Source organism: Paenibacillus sp. FSL R5-0473 (assembly GCF_038004565.1).
Taxonomy (GTDB): domain Bacteria; phylum Bacillota; class Bacilli; order Paenibacillales; family Paenibacillaceae; genus Paenibacillus; species Paenibacillus amylolyticus.
Genome location: NZ_JBBORL010000001.1, coordinates 2,046,302 through 2,072,056, shown reverse-complemented (window position 1 = coordinate 2,072,056; position 25,755 = coordinate 2,046,302). Strand labels below are relative to the sequence as shown.

Sequence of the window (25,755 nt, the reverse complement as noted above, 5' to 3'; positions counted from 1 at the left end):
ATTAAACGTGCTATCTACCTTTACGGCTCAATTCCCCATACCAGCTGACCGTTCACATACCCGGTAACCTTATCATGGTTTGCGAACTGACTACCGGTTGCCTTGAACGAGTAATCGTTAGTCTGTGTGTAATTCGACCAATTGTTTTTGGAAAAGCGTGTTTGAATCTCTGCGCTCTGGCCCGCATTCAGTGATCCCGCCGCACTTGTAAAACCCACTTCAAGATAATGATCCGCTCCGGCAACTGGAGTCGCCAGTTTAACGAAATTGCTCGTTACATTCGCACTGCCCATACTGGCCCAGTCGGACCAGAAACTCTGAGCTTCCTCCCCGTCAATTGTATAGTAATACCGGAGTTTTACATCACTTAACGGAATAGCCGAATTGCCTGAGTTGATCAATTTGAACTTGGGTGAGACGCCGTTGGTGGATGCACTTGTATTGCCGTTAAAAGATTGAATCGTTAAATCCCCCGCTGGCACAGTAACCGTGCTATCTACGACGTTCACCGTTAGCACAGCGTCATTTCCTCCATTGAAGTGAAAGGTCAATACGTTCTGGCCCAGGGGAAGCGTCGCAAGATAGGATTTGTTCAGAACAACAGCAGAGCTGGATGCTGTATAATTCTGACCTGATACAAGCGTAACATCCCCCTTTGTGATGCTTGTGAGCTGACGGCCGTTTAAGGTGAGAGATACGGTAATATCCTGCGCGGGATTCGTCGCTTTATCAAATGTTGCATTCACAGGAGAAATCACAGCATTTGTACCCGGTGTTGAATCCACAATTTTGACTTTTAACACAGGGTCCTGGCCTTGATTAAAATCCAGAACAATCGAATGCTCACCAACTGGCAGGGTTGCCAGATAAGCTTTTTTCAACAGCAATGTGCTTCCGTTCAAAATATAGTCTGTCGTTGCGGTCAACGCATTGCTGCCTGCCCGGAGAGCAGTTAGCGTATTGCCGTTTGCATTCACGGTTACGGTTTTATCGCTTTGATTGGGTGTGTATTTGTCAAATTCGACGTTTCCAGGTGTGATGGATGCACTGGGGTTGGGATTGTTAACCTTTAGATTTGGCAGCTCATCCAACGTAATGACATAATCACTTTGATAAAGCGTTTTCAATGTTGCCGGGTAATTAAAAGCAGAACTCATCAGATGCTCACCATACCAAGGACAGAAGTACAGCCATCCTGATTTCTCCTCGGTCAGATTTTTCACGCTTGGGATCGTGTCGTTCTCCGTCATGGCTACCATTTTTGTACCGTTCGTCAACTCAACAAGCTTATAGAAAATCGAGGTAATCGCATCTTCATTCGGTACGCCGGACAAACCGTCATAACGGTTGTAAATCGTATTGTATTTATCATATCCGACGAGATCTACCTGATCATCGCCCGGATACCAGGCAGGAGAAGTGCTATATACGTAGCTGTTGTAGGTCCAGATCAGATTATGCAAGCCATACGTCTCGGTCAGTTCGGTATACAGCAGATCCCATAGCTCTTTGTACACTTCTGCGCCTGCCGAAGCCCACCAGAACCATGCACCTTCCCCGTTCAGCCCGCCGTTGCCTTCTGCTTCATGATACGGACGGAAAAGCACTGGCACATCGTTATCTTGCAAAATCAGTAATTGTTCTGCCAGATCCTCAATGGTCATCATCACGTATTGATACTCTTTCGTACCGGGAATTACCGCATTGGCTGTATTAAAATTCGTTTCTGTTGGCTTGTAGGTAGCCTCTTTCCAATCCACAAAGTCCCCGAGCTCATACGTATTGAAATTACGAGGCACATTGATATGCCAGGAAGCTGTTGCAATACCTTCACGGTTATTCACCCAATCAATCATGCGATCGGTTGTACCGTCCTCCCAACCATACAACGGATTATAGTTCATCAGATCAAAGCCACGGATTGCCGGATACTTTCCAGTCAGATCATGAATCCATTCGAATTCAAGCTCTGTATCTCCGTCATTCCCTCCTCCATAGATCTCTTGCTGACCAGAAATAATGTTGTTTCCGTATACCTCCGTTAAATAATTCATCAAAATTTGAGTTTCCGGTGTAGCTTCAGGATCAGTGAGAACTGGCTGCACATTCAGGGGATCCAGATCAGCATGATCCACTGTAAAAGTATCAAAATACGCGAAGCCCCAGCCAGCCTTCAGCTCAATCGTGTTGGCACCCTGATTCAACTTGTGAAAGCCAAAATCGAAGTCTGACCATGTTGTCGTGTAAGGCAGCATGTACGCCCCTTTCGTAACACCATTGACGATTAAATTTTGTGACCTGCCATCTGCACTGAGCTCCTGCATATATCGTGTGGAGATCGCGTACATGCCGGTTTCCGGGACAGTAACTGTGAAGGTTAATGTGCCAGAGTTCTGCATCCAGACAAATCCGGCACCTGAGAATCCGGGCTTGGGCTGCCCATAGATTGAAGTAACCACTTGAAGATCCGGGGTCAGCTGCGCATCTTCGCTTTCGATGGTGAACAATGGTGTGTCTGCATGAACGGGCGCTGTCATTAATCCAATCAGTAGGGCCAATGCCAGCATCATTGCGGTTGCCTTTTTGAGCAAATTTTTCATCAATTCCATCTTCCTTCCCAAGTGAAATATGATAATGAAATGTCAATGAACCCATTCATGATGGCGCTTTCATTTTAAACATAGCATGTACACCAATATTTGTAAATATATGGTGAATGAGAATGTTTAAAATTCTTTTGTACCAGTACTTTGAACATTATATTTCCTTTCTCTCATCCGAGTTGATAATTGACGAAAACGGTTCATAATCTAATCAATTTAGCGTATGAAACTTCATCTCACATTAGATGTGCACTTGAAAGAAAAACTGATAAACAACAAAAAAAAGCATTCCTATTCGGATGCTTTTTCACGTATGTTTCTTCAATTGCCCTTGCTTATGTCTGCGTCCTGCGTCCCGCCTCAACTTACGGTTTCCTCGGTAGACGTTTCTTTTACCACACAGCGTTCCCCTGCCTTGCGTACCGCCCGAATAATGCCACCGTAGCCGGTACAACGACACAGATTCCCGCACAATCCTGTTTCAATCTGTTCTTGAGAAGGCTCAGGATGCGCATCCAGTAATGCCTTGGTTGAGATCACCATGCCTGGAGTACAGTAGCCGCACTGGAAGCCACCTTCCTCCACAAAAGCCTGTTGAATCGGATGCAGAGTGCCTTTCTCCTCGCCGTGCAGACCTTCAATCGTCATAATGTCACTGCCTTCACATTGATAAGCCATGACAAGACAGGAATTCACGGGTTCTCCATCCATCAGAACCATACATGCGCCGCAGCGACCAACTTCGCAGGATACTTTGGTACCCGTTAGTTGCAAATGAGACCGAAGCACATCGACAAGTCGGGTCGTTTGCGCGATCTCCAGATGTTTCTGTTCGCCATTCACAACGGCTGTCCAATGATTCTCAAGTGGTTTACTCATGATGGACTCACTCCTTCCTGCAAAGGTACATTTAAAGGTCTGACCAGTTGTTCCCTCGGTACAGGAAGACGGTTAACCCATACGCCTGTCGCCTGGTGAATTGCAGCTGTTATGGCCGGCGCAAGCGCAACGGAGCCTATCTCACCGATCCCCCTAGGACCAAACGCATCACCTTCGGGTAAGTCTTCAATAGCCTCAACCTCCAGATTGGTATGAATATCCTGAATGGTCGGGATCAGATACGTGTCGAGGTTCGTGGTTACATAACGGCTGTCCTGCATGACCGCATCCTCCGTTAACGTGAATCCAAGCGCCATGACACTGCCACCTTCAATCTGTCCGATATAACCCATAGGGTTGATAACTGGACCTGCCGCAACAACATGGCGCGTATCAAGAAGCTTGGTTTCTCCGGTCAAAGTATTTACTTCCACCTCTGCCGCAACCGCCGCATACGTATACAAATAATGCCCGCCTACCACATTGTCCGGCGTAGTTGGGTAATCAAACTTTGTATCAAAAATCCATTCATCGGCTTCGCCCTGCGTTGCGAGTTCAGCATACGAGATCAATAAGCCTGATGAAACTCCCTCTTTCGCCAGGTATTGAGATGCACCTAAATAACTACTTTCAGCAGTTTGATCACTTTCAGTCCCTACCGCAACAATCTCAGCCACTTTAGTTCTTTCAGCCTTCTCTAGTTTTCCTGCTTCTTCAGACGTTTGATTTACGCCTTCCAGCGCCAATGCTACTTTCTTCTCGCTCTTTCCTGTCCCTTGCACCTCTGTTTCTACTTCTGAAGTTTCGGCAGGAAGCTGGCCTTTGCGCCATACACCACCAGGTCCTGTTACCAGTTCATCTGCCGGAACGCCTGACAAGGCAGAGGCAACAGTGAGAACACGGGAACGAAATGGAGTCTGCAAGCGTTGAAGAGCCATCCATGCCATCGTTGTTGAACGTGAAGCTGTACTTGATCCGCTGTGGGGCACACGATCCGTATCTCCGATGATAATACTGAGATCCGATGTACTGCATTGAAACAGATCACATAACATAATCTCCAGCGTTGCAATGAGCCCCTGACCAAATTCCTCGTAGCTGAACGCCACCTCAATCTTGCCTTCGTTGTTCAGGGACAGGCGGCCTCCTGCAGGATCTGGAATGCCATAACCCAGCCCTGCACCATGCATGGCGATGGCAGCTCCGATTCCGCGTTTGATCCACGGTGGCAGGGCAGGATGAGCCGGGGGACTCTGATGTTTTTGCCACAGTTCGGAGCGATCCAATGCCTCCCACACTTGGGACAGTCCATTCGTAACCAGAATGCGTTGATTCAGCGGTCCAGGATCATTCTTTTCCCTCATATTACGTCTGCGGAACTCCCAAGGGTCCATGTTCATGATTGCTGCAAGCCGATCCATCTGGCCTTCCATGGCAAAAATCGCCTGATTCCCGCCAAATCCGCGAAACTCACCTGACAGCCCGTTATTCGTATATACAGATACGCCTTCCACATCCACATTTGGAATAGCGTACGGTCCAAGGCAATGCTCGGTACAGAAGTTCAGTACGGGTGCACCGAGTGTGGCGTACGCTCCGGTATCTGCTGTTATACGGACACGATGCGCTTGGATGATGCCTTCTCGACTCATGCCGGTCTGCATTTCAATCTTCATTGGGTGACGTTTCAGTCCTGCACGCACGGATTCTTTACGAGAATTATGCATTTTCACAGGACGTCCGCATCTTAAAGCCAGTAGTGCACCATAGGGCTGTACGTTTAGTTCATCTTTTCCGCCAAACGAACCACCAATCGGTGAAGACACCACCCGAATATCTTCTTCAGGACAGCCAATGATGCGCGCAAGCTGCATCCGGTCTTTATAACCATGTTGCGTTGCCGCGTATACATTCAGCCTTCCCTCTTCATCCGGGACAAACAGGCCACCTTCTGTCTCCATGTAAGCATGCATCTGACGAGGCGTATAATACGTCTCTGTCACGATATGATCACAAGTGGCAAAAGCTTGCTCGGCGTCTCCACGTTTGATCTCCGTCCGATGCAACACATTACCTGGTCCATGCTCATGTAGCTCTGGTGCACCTGGAGCCAAGGCAGCGTCTGTACTATTCAGAGGTGTGAGTTCCTCATACACTACACGGATCGCATCCAGTGCAAGCGCCGCACGTTCCGGGGAATCCGCAGCTACCGCTGCAATGGCATCCCCAACATAACGTACAATATCCTCGCAGAACACAGGCTGATCCGGGGTCGCTATGCCAAAACGATTCAGACCAGGCACATCTTTGGAGGTCAGAACCGCATAGACACCTTCCAACGCCTCAGCTTCCGAAGTATCTATAGACAGTATACGAGCATGAGGATATTCGCTTCGCAATACTCTGCCATGAATCATGTCAGGTAGCGTCATATCCGTCAGATATTGAAGCTGGCCTGTAACTTTGGGTGCCCCATCTGGCCGCAGGTGCCAGCGTTTCCCGCTCTGTTTCCGATTCAGCAGCATGATGCCTCTCCCCCTTTGTGTGATCGAAGTCTTCTATTCGTGAAGTTCTTCCCATAGCCCGGCGCCAAGCATGTTGCCCGCGGTCTGTTTGCGATAATGTTCTGTTGCAAATGCATCGCCATACGTCGTAAATTCGTCAGTCACAGCAGCTGCAAGAGTCACCGCTTGCATAACAGTAGCTTCGCTACCAAGAAGCTGCCGTTCCGAATCCAGAAGTCGCATCGCCATGCCTGAGCCTCCACCAGCCGCAATCGCAATCTTGGTCCAGCGGTTATCCGAATCAATCTCACCGTATAACGCAACCGTCACCAGCGAAGCACTGAACGTCTCCCGTCGACCCAACTTGCGGTAAAAGGAAACTTCTCGTTCTGCATGTCTCTGCTCACTGTCCGCATCAAGCAGAGAGGACGGTTTCATTGGGATATGAATCGAGATTAATACATCCCCTGGATTACGGCTGCCATCCCATCCACCCTGAAGCCAGGAAGACACGCTGCGGGTCTCGATTCCGCTATCCGTCAACCACTGCAGCTTCGCATCATATACAAGCAAAGCAGGCAACGTATCCCCTACTCCGGACACAATATTCCCGCCAATGGTTGCCACATTACGAATGGAAGGGGCCGCAATTGCATTCACAGCTTCTTGCAGAATCGGCAGTTGATGCAGCAACGCTTGTGCAGCACATTCCTTTAATCGGGTCATTGCTCCAATGACTATTTCATCTCCACGAATAGATATACCGCTCATTTCAGGAATACGAGCCAGACTAATCATGTGTTCAGGCACTGGAACCAAGCCACCCTCCCACTGGGTTCGTAGCAATGTTCCACCTGCCGTGAAACAACATATCCCCTTGAGTCTACTTCTTAACGTTTGCAGTTCTTGCAGGTTCTCAGGTTGCCATACCGATGGCATGGCTCCAGAACCGTATGCCGGTGTTACCATGGCTGCATCCCCTTTCTCTCTCTTCCTTGGGCAGGAAATTCAACCGTCTGATCCAGATAATTCTTCAAATCATATGAGAGTTCAGCAGCAACGTCAATTACCTTTACATCGTTTTGGATAAATGTATAAAACCTGCGTTCTATTTGTGCTTGATGCATCACGATCTATCGAAAGCTAACATTGGCTCTCTTTCACCATACGTGAAAAGAAGACAAATAGGCCAACCAGACTGCCTGGCTGACCTGATCATGTTATTAAATTATACATAGTTAATAATCTTCTCCTGTTATTTAGTCTGTCTGCTGTGATTCATATACATGACTCAGAATGCGTTCCAATTCCGGTTCTGTATCCGCATCCCAGAAACTAGTCTCAGACAGTGGTACATGTACACCTGAATAGTTAGCGCTGCGCATAATCTTGCGTGCCCCCTCATCTCCATGCAAGGACAACAGAGGACCGAACATATGGGAGCGAAAAGCAACGGGCGGCTTGCCTCCCTCACCGTCGGTAGCTGCGACATAGTCACTTAGCTTGTGGATAGCCAGTGCTGTGGTCACCTGATTAATATCCTGTGCTTGTAATAAAGGCTGATCACCCAGTAACATGAGAATGCCCTCCGGTTTGTACTCCATGGCCGACAATACGCCAGAATGAAGAGAATTGGCCATGCCGCAGGCATAGTCAGCACAGACCACAATTCGAAGTCTTGCTGTGGGATGATAGGCATACGTGGCTGAATCAATCCATTTTACAGGTAGCCATGCCAGCGAATCTTCCGGTTTGACCACACAGACCACTTGATCTAGCTCCGAATTCAACGCAGCTTCCAATGACCATGCAGCCAGTGACCTTCCGTCAGGCATGACAACCGAGAGTTTATCCCGACCAAGGCGACGACTCTTACCTGCTGCCAGAACTATGCCCGTCATTCGCATGTGCAACGCTCCCCCTCTGCACCTCAGAACTCAAGGAAGAAACCTTATGTTTACATGCGATCAATTCCGCTGCAATGCTGATGGCGATCTGTTCGGGACCGTCTGCTCCGATGCTCAAACCAACGGGAGAATGCACATATTTCAACGGTGGTAAGCCATCCAGCAGACGGGCTGTTCGTGTTTTGGAACCCATGATGCCAAGATACGCGTACTCACAGTCCACTACCATCTCCAACAGTTCACGTTCGCGGGGAAAATTGTGACTCATTAAAATCAAATAATCTCCGTTGTTTACGTTTAACAGAGGCATAATCTCACGTGGGAAACCAAGTACAAGTTCAGCTTCAGGGAACCTTTCCGAGGTGCATAAGGACTCTCGCCAATCGGCTACAACTACTCGGAATCCTGCGGATTGGGCGAGTCTGGCAACAGGAATAACATCATTCCCGGCTCCGATGATAATCAGGCGAGGTTTAGGCGTGTACAGCGAAGTAAGTTGCTGCGGGAGGTCCCAGGGATTCGTTGAAACCGTGTTGTTTGTCACTATTTCAGCATCAGACTCAGAGATATGTTGTGAATCACCGGATAGATGGGAAGAGTGAGATTCGTTTGACAAAACAGGTACCACTTCAGGCACAAGCGTAAGGCGAGGTATGTCGGGAGAATATTGTTTTGATGCCGTATGTTCATGCTTGATATTACCACTGCTGTGTTGTACCTCAATTTGCAATGAAGCTGGATTATAATTCGCCACGCGATCATGAAGAGGGACGAGCGAAGGACGCAAGATTGGCTGACGCCGAGTACCCGTTGGTTCAATCCGTTTCCAGCCATATTGAACCTTCGTATAATCATCTTGGAACGTTCGGGTTAACGCTGTTGCAATGCCGGATTGAAAACACTCGTACATCTTATGCAACGTATCTCGGAGTTCACCACACACAGGTTCAAGCAACACAACAACGAGTCCGCCGCAGCCAATCGTCTCCCCCCAGGACAGATCATCTTCGGGACGCATGTCGTACTCCGCAAACTCAATCTGCTTCGTATCCAGCACACGGCTCACCCGGGCCTGAAGATCACTCTCCAGACATCCCGGACTGATACTGCCAACCATTTTGCCATCCTCGGTCAACAGCATAGAGACTCCCTGCTTACGGTAAGCATGGCCCTCTACCTTAATCGCTGTTGCGAGCACGCAGCGCGGTTCACGGGCTGCGATTGCACACAGATCATGCATTTCCATAGCGGTCTCCATCCTTTCTGGAAGTGCATAAACTTCCTTCGATCAGATACGTTTCATCAATCTCGCGATACTCTTATCCGACTCACGCAGCACAATGCCACGATCAATCGTCTGGATCTTACGATTCTTGAGGACAATGCTGCCATCGATAATCACGGTGTCCACACAACTTCGTGTTGCAGAATAGACCACACGGGAATAGACATCCGTCTCATAGGAAGGGTACGTGTGGAAATCATCCAGATCCAGCAGCAACATATCTGCCTTTTTGCCCACTTCGAGACTGCCAATTTCCTTCGACAAGCCAAGCACCTCTGCACCGCCCATGGTAGCCATACGCAATACGGTCCGGGCATCCATCACCGTTGGACCATGAGGAATCTTCTGCATTAGGGCCGTGAGGCGCATCTCCTGAAACATATCCAGATTGTTGTTGCATGCGGCGCCATCTGCCCCGATTCCAACCGCGATCTGTCGATTCAGCAGATCCGGAATATCTGCTACCCCGGAGGAAAGTTTCATATTTGATCCAGGACAGTGAGTGACTTTGACACCGCGCTTGCGGATGATCTCCTTCTCTTCCTCACTCAGCCATACACAGTGTGCCAGTACCAATCGGGGGGTCGCCAGACCGATATGATCGAGGTATACGATGTTACGCATTCCGCGTTCGTGTTCTACCAGTTCAATCTCTCCGCGATTCTCGGAGGCATGGGTGTGGACTTTGACATGATATTTATTCGACAGGTCGCGCACCTCTACCAGCAATTCTTCGGTACACGATACAACGAAGCGTGGACAGAAAGCATATTGAATGCGACCTCCGCCAAACCCGTTCCATTTCTCTAGCAGATCCACACTCTGTTGCAGCGAAGTTGCTGTATCCTCACGCAGGGGTTCCGGAACTTCGTCCCCATGATCCATCATCACCTTGCCAGAGATGACCCGGATGCCGCTCTGTGCCATCGCCTGAAACGCCGAGTCCGTGTGATGTACCGTCTCCATATCCAAAATGGTCGTGGTTCCGCTGGAGATCAATTCGCCCAAACCGAGCATTGCCGAATAATACACGGACTCCTCATCATGTGCTGCTTCCAGCGGCCAGATTCGTTGACGGAGCCAATCCATCAGTTCCAGATCGTCCGCACGTCCACGGAACAAGGTCTGACACAGATGAATATGCGTCTGAATGAAACCAGGCAGCAGCACTTTGCCACGAGCATCAATGACTTGGTCAGCCTGAACGTCGATGTGCGCTGCAATTTCCTTGATTTTGTTATCCTCGATCAACAGATCTCCAATGAACACTTCCTCTTCTGCATTCATCGTCACAAGCTGTGCACCTTTCAGCAGGATCGTTCCCATGCCAATCTCCCCTATCTGTGTCTGTCTATATATTACAACTCATACATATTTACACTTGCATTCCGATGACAGACCAATCTTCCGATCGCTGTTATCGTGTAAATATCTAGTTGAACTTATAAATGTCCAATGTAGCTGTTACCATCCAATAGCCATACCATCACCTCTAGGGTCTGCCGCGCCACTAATCATGCCGTCCTCACGAATGACAATGCCTTGCGACTGTCCCATAATGCCGTCCCACGGCGCTCTCGCTTCAACGTTATGTCCCCATTGGGCAAGGGTTGCACATACGTCATCGTGATATCGGTTCTCCACACGCATCGTATCGCCTTCTTCGCCCCAGGTACGTCCATACACCCAACGCGGCAGGCTGATTGCTTCCTGAATGTTCAGCCCATAATCAAGCACTCCGGTAAGCACAGATAATTGTGTCTGCGGCTGCCCTTCTCCCCCCTGTGTACCCACGAGCATATAAGGTTTGCCATCTCGTGTAACAAGGCCCGGCATGAGGGTATGGAATGAGCGTTTGTTCGGTTCCAGTACGTTGGCATCTCTCGGATCTAAGGAGAAAAAAGACCCCCGGTTCTGCATGATAACCCCCGTATCCCCCGGAACATACGCTGCACCGAAGTCAAAATACAGGCTTTGGATGAATGAAACGGCATTGCCTTCGCTATCAACCACCGCTGCATACGCCGTGTCCTGACCTATCGTTTTGGACAAAAACGGTTGTGCCACAGGTGGAGCAGATTGAATCTCATTCCACAATTGGTCTCCGTAACTCTTGGATAACAGAAGATCCAGCGGAATGTCCCTGAAATCCGGGTCCGTCAGATAACGGTCACGATCACGAAACGCCTTTTTCACCACTTCCGCCATCAGATGATAGAATTCAGGTGAGGTACGTGCTACAGAGGACAGATCCGTATGCTCCAGCATATTTAACATCATCAGCATCGAGAATCCCTGCGAGTTGGGCGGCATCTGATGAACTTCATAGCCACGATACTCCGTGCTAACGGGTTTCACCCACTCGCCACGATGTCCTGCAAAGTCTGCTGGGGCAAGCATGCCCCCATCCTCACGAATAGCTGAAGTCAGACGATCCGCGAGTTCTCCTGTATAAAAAGTATCTCGCCCTTCCGTCTGAATCAGACGAATGGAGGCAGCAAGATCAGGCTGGATCAGCAGTTCACCTTCCTGCAAAAGTGTACCCAAAGGCGCAAATACCGCTCGCAGCGGTGTATGGCCCATAATGAAATCTTCATCCCTTTCCATCCACAGGCGGAGATTCCGGGATACAGGGCATCCTTTTTCCGCATACTGCGCGGCAGGTTCAAGCAACTGCTCCCACGTTAACTTTCCGTACCGAGACCATACTTCCCACCAGGCATCCACCATTCCCGGAACCGTAATGGCACTAAGCACTCCTCGCTGAGGGATGGCATTCATGCCCATCGCTTTGAACGTATCCGCATGAATGCCTGCGGCTGAGCGGCCACTTCCGTTATAGGCGGTAATCTCACCGCTGGCTCCGTCATGAATCAGGAAGAAGGCATCCCCGCCAAGTCCGGTCATATGCGGATATACCACACCCAGAGCTGCACTGACCGCAACAGCAGCATCATAAGCATTACCGCCCTGCTGGAGGATAGAACTTCCAACTGCACTCGCTAGATAATGAGGAGAGGTGACCATAACCTCTCTGGAGATTGGCATCTGGTTTAACATAAGGCACCCTCCTTCCCTGCATACACATCCAATGCGGCCTGCACCGCTTCACCGGCTGGTAATACGTGACGATGACGGAGAAGAACAGCTTCCAGCGCTCCCAGCACATGAAGTACGTTCTTGCGTTGGCAGCTGAATCCCATTGTACCGATCCGCCAGATCTGCCCTTTCAATGGTCCAAATGAACTGGCAATCTCAATGCTGAAATCGTTCAGCAACATGCTGCGCACCGACTCACCATCGATCCCCTCCGGAATCGTGATACAAGTGACCACCGGAAGTTTACTGGACATATCCCCATACAACTGTAGTCCCATTCCCTGAATTCCAGCAACCAACGCACGTTCATTCACCAGATGTCTCTGGAACCTTGCCTCCAATCCTTCTTGCAGCAGAATACGTAATCCTTCGTGAAGACCGTAGAGCATGGAGGTAGCTTCTGTATGGTGGTTCAACCGTGCTGAACTCCAGTAATCCTGCAATTGGCTCAGGTCAAAATAATTGCTGGCAATCGTGCGGCCTTCTGCCCTCGCACTGGTTGCATCTCGCAGTCCGCGTTCAACTGTTTTGCGGCTCATCAGTTTCTGCTCCACTCGACTGTTGTATGTGAGAGGTGCCATCCCTGAAGGAACAGACAGGCATTTCTGCGTACCACCCATTACCGCATCCAGATGCCACGCATCCGTCTCCACCGGAGTCCCACCAATGGTAGCCACAGCATCCACGACGAGTAAGATATCAAGGTCGCGACAGGCTTTGCCAATCTCAGCAAGGGGCTGCATCTGACCGGTGGAAGTCTCACCGTGAACCATTGCAACCAGACTTGGTTTATGGGTATGGATCGCCTTGATCACTTCTTCCGGATCAAATACCGTTCCCCATTCCGTTTCGAAAAAGACAACCTCGGCACCACAGCGTTCCGAGATTTCAACGAGCAGATGTCCGAACCGCCCGTAGATCGGGACGAGAACTTTATCACCGGGCTGGATCAGACTGACCAACACAGCTTCAATGCCTGAACGGGATGTACCATCGACTGGATAACACCACTCGTTATCTGTCATATATAACTCTCGCAACATCGCCATCGTCTCGTTCATCAAAGATGTGAACTCCGGGTCAAACTGCCCCAGGATCGGAAAGGATAATGCTCTAAGAACACGTGGATCAACTTCAACCGGCCCCGGGGTCATAATGGTCCGCAAGGACGGAGATAACTCTTTATAGGTGGACATCTTCATTCAACTCCCGTAACCGTATTTATAGAGTAGCCGGACCAGAACCCGAAAACCGTGCATCAGGTCTGCTTCAGCTGTATATTCAAGTGGATTATGACTAATACCGTCCTGACTCGGTACAAAAATCATGGCTGTTGGACAAGCCGGCTGAAAAATCTGCGAATCATGTCCCGCGCCGCTTGGCATTAACCAGTAGGACAACTGCTCCTGCTCACAGGTATCTTGAATATCTGAGATCATCTCTGCATTCATAGGAATGGGCGTCACCGACAGATGTTCTTCCCAGTCCAGTCCAAGCTGCTGCTCGGCTGCGATACGACTAAATGCCTGGAGCATATCCTGCCAGCAGCGATCAATACTCTCCTGCCGGATATGGCGGATATCCAGTGAAAACACCGCCCGTGCTGCAACCACATTCCCAACACCCGGATCAGCTGTAATTCGCCCAACTGTGGCTACCAGCGGTTCTCCTGCTTCCAATGCGACATTCCTTACTGCAGTAATCATCTCGGCTGCTCCGGCAAGTGCGTCTTTGCGCCAGGACATCGGCGTCGTTCCTGCGTGATTCGCTTCCCCGCTTACGGTAATACTGAACCGCTTCTGACCTACGATATCGGATACAACTCCAATCGAATGTCCAAGACGTTCCAGAACCTGACCTTGCTCAATGTGAAGCTCAATAAAGGCACCGTAATTTTTCGCGGCAGGTCTATATGCACTATCAGGTCCAAAACCCGCATCCCGGATCGCTTGTGCAAAGGTAACGCCGTCTTGATCCTTCAGATGCTCTACATCTTCCAGAGCCGTTATTTCTGTTATACTGCGTGAACCCCAATACGCAAAAGGGAATCGACTTCCCTCTTCTTCGCATAACGATACCACTTGAAGTGTTCGCTTCGGTGCTCCAAAATGCTTCTGTAAATACTCCAAAGCAAGAACACCCGCCACCACACCGTAAGCACCATCATATTTGCCACCATACACCACGGTATCAATATGTGATCCGGTCACAATCGGTAATGCTTCTGCACCAGTTGATGTTTCATCAATTTCGCTCTTCAATGTGCCATACAGATTACCAGACTGGTCAAATTCGGGAGACAGCCCTTTCTCCTGCATTTTGGCTGCAAGGGCACCTTGTGCTTCACACCAAGCCGAGTCATACAACAGTCTTGTAACGCCGCCCTGTGCATCCGCGCCATATGTCGACAGCCAGTCAAGCATGGCTTGCAGCTCCACCTGTTCCACATCCGGCAAAGGAAGAGGTGCATTATTTGTACCGGATGACCGGTATACTCCAGATTCTGTCATGGCGTCTCCTCCATTCCCGCTTCGATGGGACTAGAAGAGTAAGCCACAATGTGTTGCCCGAGAGGCACAGGAGATAATCCGGATTCCGAGTTATATACCCGTTGCCCACGGCAAAATACGTCTGCAATCTGACAGTTAAATGTACGTCCCACATAAGGGCTCTGTTTATGCGTATAGAGCAGATCCTCCGTGTTCAGGGTTGTGCTTCTCTCCCAGTCAATCAGGACCAGATCTGCATCCTTGCCAATTGCAATCTCTCCTTTGTTCTCCAGACCAAGCCTTCTGGCAGGCTGCAGGGAGAGCACTCTTCCGAGCAACGGGAGGTTGATATTGCGCTGAAGATGTCCGTCTTCCAGCATGATCAGCAGTGTGCTTTGCGCCCCGGATATACCGCCCCAGATTTCAAAAAAGTTATCGGATTGTTTCATGGATGGCGGACATGGAGAATGGTCTGAGGCAATAACATCAATCAATCCCGAAGTCAGTGCATCCCATAACTGCTCCTGCTCGGAAGAGCTGCGAAGCGGTGGAGCACATTTCGCAACTGCACCCAGTCGGACCACATCCTGATCGATCAACGTCAGATAATGAGGGCATGTCTCCGAAGTCACGTCTTGCCCACGCCGTTTTGCTTCTGCAATTAGATCCAGGGCTTCCCAGGTGCTAATATGCACAAAATGCAGCGCACACCCGGTCTGTTCACCGTATTTCAACGCTCGCGCAACCGCGACGACTTCGGCTTCCACAGGACGGGACTGGACATAGTCCATCGGTTCATTCTTTCCCGCTGCAATGCTTTTTGCACCGAGTTCGGCAACTATGCCTTCGTCCTCTGCATGAAGTGCCAGCACACGTTTTAATTTGGCAAGTTCATTCATCCCGTCCAGTAACGTATGATCATCGGCTCTGGCAAAAATATCTTCCCCATCTCCACCTGGCTCGGACATAAATGCCTTGAATCCGGCAGCACCCAACCCTGCCAGTGGAGCAAGTTCCTCACGATTGCCGGGAACCAAACCTCCCCAGAAGGCATAATCAACATAGGATTGGTCGGCAGCTGCTTTCTTTTTCATCTCCCATGCTTCCGGCCTTGTGGTTGGTGGTACACCGTTAAGCGGCATATCGACATAGGTCGTGATTCCACCTGCGGCAAGAGCTGCCGAACCCGATCGAAATCCCTCCCAACTGGCGAGTCCGGGTTCATTGAAGTGTACATGAATGTCCACGACACCCGGCATCACTGTAAGCCCCTCAGCTTCTATGATGCAAGTTGCTTCACCAGCGGTCAGCCGCGTGGATAGTTCCGTTATTTTTTCACCAGTTATACCAATATCCAGTTGTTCTACCCGATCTCTCAGCACCACCCGGGCCCCCCGGATGATGGTATCAAATGTTGTCATGTGGATGACCCTCCTACTGAATCAGAACCGGATGTGTGCATGTTCAGCTTCCCCGGTATGTACTGTAACCCCCTGGAGCAATCAATAACGGAATATGATAATGTCTTGAGGCATCAGATACGGCAAAACGAATCGGAACAATCGTCCATAATGCCTGGCCTAGCTCCTCCAACGAACGCTGTGCGTAATAACTCTCGACATGGAATTGAAGCTCATATATGGCTGGCTCCAACTTGCCTCCATCCATCAGCGGTGCATCCAAACGTCCATCCGCATTGGTAACCGATTCAGCCACTTTTGTCTTGCTTTCCTGCTCCCCATCCCTCTTCAGGGTATACAGCTCGATCCGAACACCCGCAGCAGGCACGCCTTTGGATGTATCCAGCACATGAGTTGTAATTCGTCCATCAGACAGCGCCATTAGACGTCACCTGCTTTCCCGGAGTCACGGCCGTCTGTTCCCAGATCATCCCTTGTCATCGAGAACCCCTGGAATCCATATGGCGGTCTCGGCTCGGTAAACACTTTGCCTTCCCCCTCTTTTACTTCCTCCAGCACTGTCTCCCATGTCCGATTGTTGGACTCAAATGAAACCTCACTCAGTTGCTCAAATCGACTTAACAACCTTCGTCCAATCTGGTAGATCAGATGTTGAATGGAAGCGGATCGACACTCATGAAATACCGCAGCAGCCAAATCTCTGACCTGTTCCGCCGCTACATACCGTCCACGCTGATCGTCCATGCCATCTCTCGGATCTTCATAACGCCAATTGATGTTCAGGAAAATAAATAACGGTCTATCCCTTGTCTCTGGAAGAGTGGTATATTCATCCTGCATAAATCCGGCAAATTCACTGCCTTTGACCTTGATCAGTCTCAGATCGGCTACACCACTGAAATGGTTGCTGAGTTCAATCGAGTCTCCTGATCGTTCTGCTTCCACGGCAGCTGTCGCCCGATCATTCTGCGAATAACGAAATACGAGCGCACTTGGTCGATAACTTCCTTCTAATCCAATGGGTATATCTTCAAACGGAATCTGGTCCGCTGTCATCTGAACCTTGCTCATCTGCGGATACGTCTCCAGGAAACGCCGACTTACCAGCGCAAGAAATCCTTCCACCGTCGCTCCTGTGTAATCCGCTGCATGTTTGAGAATGAAATTTTTCATCGAATCGGTTGCGACCACCAGCGAATTATCCCCTTCTGCAAAAGAAGGCAAGAATTCATCCCCCTGCACAGCCACCTTGATGTTCAATCCAAACAGAATATTACTGCGTCCCATAAAAGGAGATTCCGGAATGGACTGTATACCCGTCAACGGTTTGGCATAGGAACGGTACATCCACACATCCCCTTTGCCGTAATACATGGTCCGCTGCTGGACTGCGGCTGGCTTGCTCACGAACTCATGTTCATGACCGATCTGTGCAAGCCACTGCTCCAAACGAATGCCCGCAATTTTGAATACTTCCTTCATTGCAGTCTCGAATTCTTCTTCCCTGCCTCGGCGATGACGTTGCCTCATGGATTCGAGGATGGAGCTTGCGGTATGGCCTTTTACGGCCAATATGAAAGGAAAGCCAAATTGGCTTGTATATGCTTTGTTTAATTGTTGAAGTTCGTTGTATTGCTCTTGTGAGAGTGAATCAAGTCCTGCACCAGCCTGCTCCTGAACGGAGTTGCTGCTCATGCTGATTCGTGCTCCAAGATCCGGGTGATTTCGAAGCAACTGAAACTTCACTTGGTCATCCGATGCCTGAACCACGTTTTTCATCACTTTCATCATCTGTTCAAATGAATCAAAAGGTCGTGAAAGCCCTGCACGCTCAGCCACCCATGGTGATTCCTCAAATAAGCCGCCAAACGTATGCACAAACTGTGTGATAGACCAGTTGTTAACAAGTTTAATTAAGTCACTCATGTTAGAACCTCCGGTCTGTTGTGGATTATTGTTCTTCATTCTAAGTGCCGTTCAATGTCGCGACAACAATATTTACGCAATTTTGTAATATAACATAACATCAGAGTTGTGATTTGTTTGCTGTGCACGGGAAGATCAGCTTTTGTTGTCCTCAAACATGAAAAAACCGCACTCCATCAACGGAATGCGGTTCTTGGGGGTCTAACCCGCTAGCATTGTCATGTTGCACAATTTGCGGTCTAGAGTTGGACATTGTGCGGTCTTGCAGCTGCTTTGTCCCGCACGAACTTGCGGAAGGTGAATACCAGCTTTAACTTAAGCAGATCATTCGTTTTCTTAAAGTCCATTTGCAGCAAGCTGCCGACTTTCTCCATCCGATAAGTGACCGTGTTGCGATGCACAAACAGTTGTTTGGCAGCTTCATTGATCAGTCCATCATTTTCGATAAAGGACTCCAATGTATTCATCAATACCTGATTGGGGTCACCGTCCCTGGCAAGTAACGGTTCAAGTACTTTGTTGCAGTAGTTCTCCATGATGTTATCCGGTACGTGTTGAAACACATAGGCAAATTCAAGCATTTCAAATTGCAACGCACGGTCTTTCATACCAAATCGACGAGCCAGTTGTCGTGTATCCAGACACTCCTGGTATGCTTCACGGAGCGATTTGGGTTCATGTTTCATTTTGCTGATCCAGAAGCGTGGAGCCGGTGCCCCTTTCGCTTCTTGGGCTGCCAGAACATCACCGAAACGGCTCAACAGAAAACTCGACAGCTCCTCTCCATAATCTCGCCCTGTTGGACAGGTGTAGATGGACAGAATGCCATCCTCAATCTGAAAATGCTGTGAGGCCGTGAATTGCATCAGCGGATTGTATTGCAACTCACGATGAATCTGTTTAAGTAGCTTTCCCTCGGCAAACAGAGTCGGCTCAAGTGTAATCAATACGCACTGATAGGTTCCCTGGAACAGATGTACACCTTTGTTTTCACTCAAAGTGGTCAATTCCTGAACAGTCATTTTGTTATCCAGATACTGTGAAAGCAGTGTACGCATCTCATCTTGCACGGTCGGATTAATATGCTCACGATAAGTCATATCCATATAAAATGCCAGCACATCGGCAGCCTGTTGAAACAGCTCTTCCTCTGCTCGAAGCGATAGGGCTGAATCCGTAAACACAAGCAACGCCCCGTACTCTTCATCATTCTGCTTGATCGGTACGCGATGACAACTTCCCTGATTCCATTTCACTCGGTGCATGACGGATTTCCAAGGCCAGCCTTGGGTTACAGCATCCCCTGCAATGCCTTCACTACCATACAGTACATGCCCACGTGAACCAATGACGGCAAGCGGATAGTTCAGCACCGTGGCAAGTTCGGCGAACACATTCCGATGTGGCTGCTGTTGCAGTGCAAACTGCATTAATTTTTTCTGCTTTTGCACAACCTCATGCAGCAATCGGTTGCTACGTTCATGTTCAGCCTTGAACAAGGCATTCATCTGGTCCGAGAAGGTGAATTGAAAGGGGAGCTCAAGCAGTGGCAACCGAAGTCGATCGGCTTCTTCGACAATACCTTGGGGAATGGACTGCCAGAAACGCCCCAGCTTGATGCCGAGTCCTGCGCAGCCGCGTTCATTCAAACGTCGCATCAAACGCAGTGCATCCGTCTCACTGTCTTTCATAATAAAAGCGGTGGTGAACAACATTTCTCCGGATTTGATCCAATCCGCGATATCAGGAGCGTCCATGACATTAACGGATTTCATCATCCGTGAAGTCCCTTCTCCACCCGCAACCAGTTTGGCCTCTGACAACGGGTACACCTGTAAAGCCTCTTTAACCGTAAGTTGCATGGACAATACCTCCCATATATATAACACAATATTATGTCATTCTGGTTAACGAAACTAAATTTCGCATTGTTTTTCTAATTAAATCCATATTTATGCGTTCAACTTTTATTTGTTGTTAAGTATTATAACATCAATTTTCTGAATAAAGCTTACACGGCAAAAAAATAAAACCTATGACCTAATTACAGCGCAATTTCCTGTAATCGGCATAGGTTTTTAGATCAGATTTCCATGGTTTCGTGATTCATCCATAATTTCATACGGGATAATACATCTTTGATATTCAATGGCTTGCTTAGATAGTCCGAAGCACCTGCTGCAATACATTTCTCCCGATCCTCTTTCATGGCCTTGGCTGTCAGCGCAATAATCGGAAGCTGGGTCATACCAAGCCGTTCACGGATCTGGCGAGTGGTCTCATAACCATCCAGTTCCGGCATCATAATATCCATCATGATGATATCAGGTTTGACTCCTCCATGCTCCAACAATTCCAGACACTCGTACCCGTTCTGCGCTGAAATGACATTCATACCGTATTGCTCAAGGGCGTTAGCCAGGGCATATACATTACGTATATCATCATCAACGACAAGTACTTGGCGTCCGCTGAGCAACGCTTCTTCCAGAGGTGTCAATAAAACATCCGATTGTCCGGAAGTGATTGAAGGAAGCTTATTGATCTCAGGTGTAGTGGTAGCCACTTCATTCAGGAACAACCGCGATGCATTCATAGTCTCAGGTTCATCTCTTCGCAGTGGCAGGAACAGCGTGAACACACTGCCATGTCCTTCACGACTTGTAGCCGAGATTGAACCCCCCAGCAAATTCGCAAGCGATTGAGAGATAGACAGGCCAAGTCCGGTTCCCCCGTATTTACGTGCTGTAGCTCCATCCGCCTGTTTGAAAGCATCGAAGATCTGCACGAGTTTGTTATCCGCAATTCCGATCCCTGTATCACTGATGGAAAAAGCAATCACGTCGGTCTCTTGATCTTTCAATTCAGGATGAGCCAGACTCATTTTGGAGATGGTTAAGGCAACTTCACCCTCACTGGTGAACTTGAATGCGTTCGAGAGCAGGTTTCGGAGAATCTGATGCAATCTCATCTCATCCGTCACGATCGTTTCCGGTAAAGGACTTTGGAGCTGAATTCGGAAATCTATTTTTTTCTGTTCCGCTGTTTTCAGGAAATACTGGTTCATAACTTCAGGAACACTGCCCAGATAGACATCATCGAAATCCACTTCCATCTGTCCAGCTTCCACCTTGGATAGATCCAGAATATCATTGATCAGATTCAGCAGGTCTTTTCCTGATTTGTGAATGACTGAAGCATAGTTCTGCTCTTCACTATTCAAGTGTTGATTTTTATTTTCAGACAATATCTCAGATAAAATCAACATGCTGTTGAGCGGTGTCCGCAGTTCATGGGACATGTTCGCCAAGAATTCGGATTTGTACCCCGAGCTCGTTCGTAACTGATCCGCCACAACCGAAAGTTCATTGGCTGATGTCTCTGCAGCACTCTTCTGTACTTCCAGACGATCGTTCAGCATATGAAGCTCTTCGGTCTGCATTTGCAATTCCTCCGTCTGAGACAACATTTCTTCGGTCTGAGCCTGAAGTTTCTCTGATTGTGCCTGTAATTCTTCATTCAGAACTTGTGACTCATCATATAATTGCTGTAACTCCATGCGAGTGACGGTCGAGTGTAGTGAAACACCAAAAATATCCGTCAGTTCTTGCATCAGCTTCATATCATTCTCTTGCAACGGCTTCATTGAAGCGAGCTCGATTACCGCAATCGTTCTACCTTCGAAGAGGACCGGTACGACAGTAAGTGATGTGGCAGATGTATACCCAAGACCCGAAGAAATTCGGATATAATTCTGGGGCAGATCATTCATGCGTAAAACTCGCTTCTCCACAGCACTTTGACCTACAAGCCCCTCACCCGGAGCAAGCGACACTTTACCGAGCGAACGTTCTTTCTCTCCATCCCCAGCATATGCAGCCAAGCGCAGCAGTCGATTGTCTTTCCAGTAATATAAGACGCTATAGGGAACTTCAAACAACATGGCTAGCTCGTTCAGGAACAAGCGGGACAATCCTTCCAGATTGGTCGGGTTCTGTAAGAGTGTGGCAATGCCTGTAATCTGGTCCTTGACCCGATTCTGTTCCTGTACTTCATCCAGTAATTTGTTGGTTTCGTGGCCCAGGTCTCCCACTTCATCATGTGTGCGCACCTGAATCCGCTGTTTCAGGTTTCCACCTTTGGAGATATCACTGATGGTCTGCATAACATCTCGCAACGTTTTGACGATATTTCCTGATATCACAATCGCGGCTGCAATGGATAATGCTGCAATAATACCCCACAACGTGTACATAATCGTCAGCAGTGTGGAACTGCGTCTGGCAAGTTCAGTCACCCTCGCCTCGGTCAGAGTGATCTCCGTGTTACGGAAGGTTGTAAGTTGCGAGCGCAGTAGATCAATTTCAGTTTTACCCGGATCAGATTCGAAGAATGCAACAACTTTCGCTTGATCCCCTTGCTTTTTCAAGTCCACCGACGGCTCCCCAGCAATCTCAATCCAGCGTGTAATATGAGCTTTGATGCTTTGCAGACTCTGCTGCTGTGAAGGATTATCGCTAATGAGAGCATTCAACTGATCATAGTTGGAACTCCACTGGGATAGGCCTTGGGAATAAGGCTCCAAGTAACTTTCATTGCCTGTAATCATGAATCCACGCTGTCCTGTCTCCATGTTCAAGACATTTTTTTCAATCGCGTTGGTCAGATTATGTACTTCCAGATCATGATGGGAGATAAAATCATTCTCCTTCTGTAACACATTAATTTGGGCCGTAAGCACTAACAGAACAGCTCCAAACAAAAGCACAACCACAAGATAGCCCAATAAAATTTTGGAGCGTATCGTAAATCTTCTCGTTTTTGACAACGCGGAAACCTCCAAATATATACGAATCCCATAATTAAATTAAAACTGGTGCATATGTAGTTTATATGTATACGTATAGTCTGACAAGCATTAAGTTCATCGGTAATCATAAGAAAAACGACCTGCTTGTGCAGGTCGTCCTCTTCAGTGATCTATATTGCTCATTATGGCTGATTTTAGGCCTTTGGAGCGATCATTTTGGCCGGATCGACATATTGATCAAATTGCTCTTCGGTAAGCAGGCCCGTTTGTAACGTCGCCTGTTTCAAGGACAAGCCTTCTTTATGTGCAAGTTTCGCGATTTTGGCTGCATTCTCATAACCAATATGCGGGTTGAGCGCTGTAACCAGCATAAGCGAATTGTTCAGATTATGTTCAATCTGATCCAGATTAGGCTCAATGCCTACGGCACACTTGTCATTAAACGCAATAATGGAGTCCGCCAGGAGTTGCACGGATTGCAAGAAGTTATAGATGATAACCGGTTTGAATACATTCAGTTCAAAATTACCCTGACTTGCCGCAAAACCAATCGCTGCATCATTACCCATGACCTGCGTAACCACCATAGTAATGGCCTCGCTCTGAGTTGGGTTGACTTTACCTGGCATAATGGAGCTGCCTGGCTCATTCTCAGGAATACGAATCTCGCCCAATCCACTACGAGGGCCACTGGCCAACCAGCGGACATCATTGGCAATTTTCATCAAATCAGCTGCGAGCGCTTTAACCGCACCGTGCGCATACACAACTTCATCATGACTTGTAAGTGCGTGGAATTTGTTAGGTGCAGATACAAAATCTTTCCCCGTATGTTTGCCAATCTCCTTGGCAGTGAAGTCCCCAAAGTCCGGATGCGCATTAATGCCCGTTCCGACAGCTGTACCGCCAATTGCAAGCTCCTTCAGATACTGTACACTTTCACGGATCATACGCTCACTCTTGCCCAGCATGGCTTCCCAACCACTGATCTCCTGGCCAAGCGTAATTGGTGTTGCATCCTGGAGGTGAGTACGTCCAATCTTGATAATATCCTTGAATGCATCCGACTTGTCTGCAAAAGTGGCTTTTAATACCGCGATTGCTGGCAAAAGTTGATCCTCAACAGCCAGAACACCTGCGACATGCAGAGCCGTTGGGAATGTATCGTTGGAGCTCTGGGACATGTTCACGTCATCATTTGGATGCAGACGCTCTTCCTTGCCCTTTTGCTCCAGCAGTTGGTTCCCCAGATTGGCAATCACTTCGTTCACGTTCATATTGGATTGTGTTCCGCTTCCCGTCTGCCACACTACCAATGGGAAATGATCATCAATTCGGCCTGCAATAATCTCGTCTGCTGCATAAGCAATAGCATCGGACTTAGCCGCAGATAATTTACCTAATTTATGGTTACTGGCCGCAGCACTTTTTTTCAAAATGGCAAGGGCACGGATAACTTCCATCGGCATATGTTCACTACCAATCGGGAAGTTCTCCTTGCTGCGCTGCGTCTGAGCTCCCCACAGCCTGTCGGCTGGTACTTTCATTTCGCCTAACGTATCTCTCTCAATGCGGTATTCCACTTGCTTGTCCTCCTCCAAAAAGATGGTTTGGGTCTCTACAAAGCTTGTGTATCTCGTCATATTATACATGATTTGCGAGCAGGTTTTCACCTTTTCGACAAAAATGTAAGCGTAGCGCAAAATGAGCGTGAATTATTTTTGTGACGCAATTGGATACAATCGGCTGCTCTGTTCGAATAGTTCACCTGGTTCCAAACCGATCAATCCGATTTCTTCTGCAGGTATGCCTTCAACATTAGGAGCGTTAACCAGGTTCATCTGTGGTTCAGGACAGAAGAATTCGCCACCCATGTTATTGTTCCAGATCATCCAGTGCTTGTAGGAGGTACCCACATCGTATACCAGTTTGTCTCCAGTACGGTGATCCGTAAGTTCCATATAGTTACGTCCATTCTGCGGCTCCGCAGTGTAATGATTATCCATGGCAGCAAAGAACGGACTAACCCCGTCTTTCTTCAATTGTTCTTCCTCAGTTGTAAGCGGTTGAAATTGTCCTGTTGGCAGGGAACGCTCATTCAATTCACGACGTTGTCCAATCGTAACTTTGGCCGTGTAATCCGAGGCCTGACTGTCCGGTGCAAAAGGTACAGCAATCGCCGTGTGGAATGCAAACAAATTCGGCATATATTCAGTCCCGTTGTTGCGGACGATCAATTGTTGCTGAAGTCCTTGGCTGCTCAAAGAGTAACGAAGTGTTACCGTGAACGTAAACGGCAGGTACTTATAGAATGTATGCCCTTCTTTCACGTCCTGGCTAAGCAACACATAACTCTCCAGCTGATCAGAACCGTATCCCTCGACCTTCCACTCGGCATCATGCAAAAATCCATGCAAATGGTTACCTGTAGCCGGTTCGTTCACAGGCAACTGATAAACTTTACCATTCCAGGGGAAACGTCCATCCTCATAACGGTTCGGTGGAGAAAGAATCGGAATTCCATAGACCGCAGGTGCAGCCATAAACTCATCCATCTGATCCTGATTCGGCTCTCTCAAGTAACGGAAACCCTTTTCTGTATCACGGAAAGCAACGAGGTTGGCACCCACGCTTGGAATAACCGCCGCTTCAAACTGATTGAAACGAAGCCAAACGGCCGGAATCCCTCCAAATTGTTCTTCAAATGCTGCATTTTGCTGTGTCATCGTTATATGTACCTCCTGCATACTAAGGTTATATTATACGGCTCGACTATATCATGCCCGAGCGTAAAATACCAATCTATGATAGAGAACAAATTCATAATAGAAA

General features: G+C 48.5%; 18 protein-coding genes. All 18 read right to left on the bottom strand.

All coding sequences use genetic code 11. The features are described 5' to 3' along the window. Window positions 1-20: 20 nt before the first annotated feature. The 18 genes from MKY28_RS09090 to MKY28_RS09005 all read right to left on the bottom strand — a co-directional run bounded on the left by MKY28_RS09090 (window position 21) and on the right by MKY28_RS09005 (window position 25,649). Window positions 21-2,600 (bottom strand): X2-like carbohydrate binding domain-containing protein, encoded by a 2,580-nt coding sequence (locus MKY28_RS09090; protein WP_340935745.1) that lies wholly within the window; start codon window positions 2,598-2,600, stop codon window positions 21-23. A gap of 363 nt (window positions 2,601-2,963) precedes the next feature. Next, window positions 2,964-3,482, bottom strand: a complete 519-nt coding sequence (locus MKY28_RS09085; RefSeq protein ID WP_340935743.1) for a (2Fe-2S)-binding protein — start codon at window positions 3,480-3,482, stop codon at window positions 2,964-2,966. After that, window positions 3,479-6,007: a molybdopterin cofactor-binding domain-containing protein gene (locus tag MKY28_RS09080; RefSeq protein ID WP_340935741.1), complete on the bottom strand. Its 2,529-nt coding sequence runs from the start codon at window positions 6,005-6,007 to the stop codon at window positions 3,479-3,481. Before MKY28_RS09080 ends, MKY28_RS09085 begins: the two co-directional genes overlap by 4 nt. A 33-nt stretch (window positions 6,008-6,040) precedes the next feature. Further along, a complete protein-coding gene (locus MKY28_RS09075) occupies window positions 6,041-6,955 on the bottom strand; it encodes an FAD binding domain-containing protein (RefSeq protein ID WP_340935739.1) in 915 nt (304 codons plus the stop codon). Next, entirely contained in the window at window positions 6,949-7,113 is a 165-nt protein-coding gene (locus MKY28_RS09070; RefSeq protein ID WP_340935737.1) for a hypothetical protein, read from the bottom strand. Before MKY28_RS09070 ends, MKY28_RS09075 begins: the two co-directional genes overlap by 7 nt. A gap of 132 nt (window positions 7,114-7,245) precedes the next feature. Continuing rightward, window positions 7,246-7,893, bottom strand: coding sequence for a nucleotidyltransferase family protein (locus MKY28_RS09065; protein ID WP_340935735.1), 648 nt, complete (start codon window positions 7,891-7,893; stop codon window positions 7,246-7,248). Next, on the bottom strand, window positions 7,859-9,151 hold the full coding sequence (locus MKY28_RS09060; protein ID WP_340935733.1) for an XdhC family protein: 1,293 nt from the start codon (window positions 9,149-9,151) through the stop codon (window positions 7,859-7,861). Before MKY28_RS09060 ends, MKY28_RS09065 begins: the two co-directional genes overlap by 35 nt. A gap of 30 nt (window positions 9,152-9,181) precedes the next feature. Further along, window positions 9,182-10,504, bottom strand: a complete 1,323-nt coding sequence (locus MKY28_RS09055; RefSeq protein WP_036613764.1) for a 5'-deoxyadenosine deaminase — start codon at window positions 10,502-10,504, stop codon at window positions 9,182-9,184. A 138-nt stretch (window positions 10,505-10,642) separates the two neighbouring features. Beyond that, window positions 10,643-12,238 (bottom strand): gamma-glutamyltransferase, encoded by a 1,596-nt coding sequence (gene ggt / locus MKY28_RS09050; protein ID WP_340935730.1) that lies wholly within the window; start codon window positions 12,236-12,238, stop codon window positions 10,643-10,645. Continuing rightward, complete coding sequence (locus MKY28_RS09045) at window positions 12,232-13,473, bottom strand: pyridoxal-phosphate-dependent aminotransferase family protein (RefSeq protein WP_074095406.1); 1,242 nt, start codon at window positions 13,471-13,473, stop codon at window positions 12,232-12,234. Before MKY28_RS09045 ends, ggt begins: the two co-directional genes overlap by 7 nt. Window positions 13,474-13,479: 6 nt before the next feature. Next, window positions 13,480-14,787, bottom strand: a complete 1,308-nt coding sequence (locus MKY28_RS09040; protein WP_340935729.1) for a M20 family metallo-hydrolase — start codon at window positions 14,785-14,787, stop codon at window positions 13,480-13,482. Further along, window positions 14,784-16,187, bottom strand: a complete 1,404-nt coding sequence (gene allB / locus MKY28_RS09035) for an allantoinase AllB (RefSeq protein WP_340935728.1) — start codon at window positions 16,185-16,187, stop codon at window positions 14,784-14,786. The genes MKY28_RS09040 and allB overlap by 4 nt, the downstream gene beginning before the upstream one ends. A gap of 43 nt (window positions 16,188-16,230) precedes the next feature. Then, window positions 16,231-16,608: a hydroxyisourate hydrolase gene (uraH, locus tag MKY28_RS09030; protein WP_340935727.1), complete on the bottom strand. Its 378-nt coding sequence runs from the start codon at window positions 16,606-16,608 to the stop codon at window positions 16,231-16,233. Further along, window positions 16,608-18,113: a factor-independent urate hydroxylase gene (gene pucL, locus MKY28_RS09025; RefSeq protein ID WP_340935725.1), complete on the bottom strand. Its 1,506-nt coding sequence runs from the start codon at window positions 18,111-18,113 to the stop codon at window positions 16,608-16,610. Before pucL ends, uraH begins: the two co-directional genes overlap by 1 nt. 239 nt (window positions 18,114-18,352) lie before the next feature. Then, window positions 18,353-19,975 carry a PucR family transcriptional regulator gene (locus MKY28_RS09020; RefSeq protein ID WP_036673765.1) on the bottom strand — a complete coding sequence of 541 codons (1,623 nt, stop codon included), beginning with the start codon at window positions 19,973-19,975 and terminating at the stop codon, window positions 18,353-18,355. A gap of 221 nt (window positions 19,976-20,196) precedes the next feature. After that, the gene (locus tag MKY28_RS09015; protein WP_340935724.1) at window positions 20,197-22,941 is read right to left on the bottom strand and encodes a CHASE3 domain-containing protein; all 2,745 of its coding nucleotides are present in this window, start codon (window positions 22,939-22,941) and stop codon (window positions 20,197-20,199) included. A 176-nt stretch (window positions 22,942-23,117) separates the two neighbouring features. Next, window positions 23,118-24,506 carry a class II fumarate hydratase gene (gene fumC, locus MKY28_RS09010; RefSeq protein WP_076250332.1) on the bottom strand — a complete coding sequence of 463 codons (1,389 nt, stop codon included), beginning with the start codon at window positions 24,504-24,506 and terminating at the stop codon, window positions 23,118-23,120. Window positions 24,507-24,638: 132 nt separating this feature from the next. Next, the gene (locus MKY28_RS09005) at window positions 24,639-25,649 is read right to left on the bottom strand and encodes an aldose 1-epimerase (RefSeq protein ID WP_340935720.1); all 1,011 of its coding nucleotides are present in this window, start codon (window positions 25,647-25,649) and stop codon (window positions 24,639-24,641) included. Window positions 25,650-25,755: the final 106 nt, after the last annotated feature.

Coding starts and splice junctions, on each gene's coding strand:
- MKY28_RS09055 (WP_036613764.1), bottom strand. CDS start 10,504: ATGGGAACGATCCTGCTGAAAGGTGCACAGCTTGTGACGATGAATGCA.
- MKY28_RS09065 (WP_340935735.1), bottom strand. CDS start 7,893: ATGCGAATGACGGGCATAGTTCTGGCAGCAGGTAAGAGTCGTCGCCTT.
- MKY28_RS09045 (WP_074095406.1), bottom strand. CDS start 13,473: ATGTCCACCTATAAAGAGTTATCTCCGTCCTTGCGGACCATTATGACC.
- ggt (WP_340935730.1), bottom strand. CDS start 12,238: ATGTTAAACCAGATGCCAATCTCCAGAGAGGTTATGGTCACCTCTCCT.
- MKY28_RS09040 (WP_340935729.1), bottom strand. CDS start 14,787: ATGACAGAATCTGGAGTATACCGGTCATCCGGTACAAATAATGCACCT.
- MKY28_RS09070 (WP_340935737.1), bottom strand. CDS start 7,113: ATGCATCAAGCACAAATAGAACGCAGGTTTTATACATTTATCCAAAAC.
- MKY28_RS09090 (WP_340935745.1), bottom strand. CDS start 2,600: ATGAAAAATTTGCTCAAAAAGGCAACCGCAATGATGCTGGCATTGGCC.
- allB (WP_340935728.1), bottom strand. CDS start 16,187: ATGACAACATTTGATACCATCATCCGGGGGGCCCGGGTGGTGCTGAGA.
- MKY28_RS09005 (WP_340935720.1), bottom strand. CDS start 25,649: ATGACACAGCAAAATGCAGCATTTGAAGAACAATTTGGAGGGATTCCG.
- MKY28_RS09080 (WP_340935741.1), bottom strand. CDS start 6,007: ATGCTGCTGAATCGGAAACAGAGCGGGAAACGCTGGCACCTGCGGCCA.
- MKY28_RS09085 (WP_340935743.1), bottom strand. CDS start 3,482: ATGAGTAAACCACTTGAGAATCATTGGACAGCCGTTGTGAATGGCGAA.
- pucL (WP_340935725.1), bottom strand. CDS start 18,113: ATGAGTGACTTAATTAAACTTGTTAACAACTGGTCTATCACACAGTTT.
- MKY28_RS09020 (WP_036673765.1), bottom strand. CDS start 19,975: ATGCAACTTACGGTTAAAGAGGCTTTACAGGTGTACCCGTTGTCAGAG.
- MKY28_RS09075 (WP_340935739.1), bottom strand. CDS start 6,955: ATGGTAACACCGGCATACGGTTCTGGAGCCATGCCATCGGTATGGCAA.
- MKY28_RS09060 (WP_340935733.1), bottom strand. CDS start 9,151: ATGGAGACCGCTATGGAAATGCATGATCTGTGTGCAATCGCAGCCCGT.
- uraH (WP_340935727.1), bottom strand. CDS start 16,608: ATGGCGCTGTCTGATGGACGAATTACAACTCATGTGCTGGATACATCC.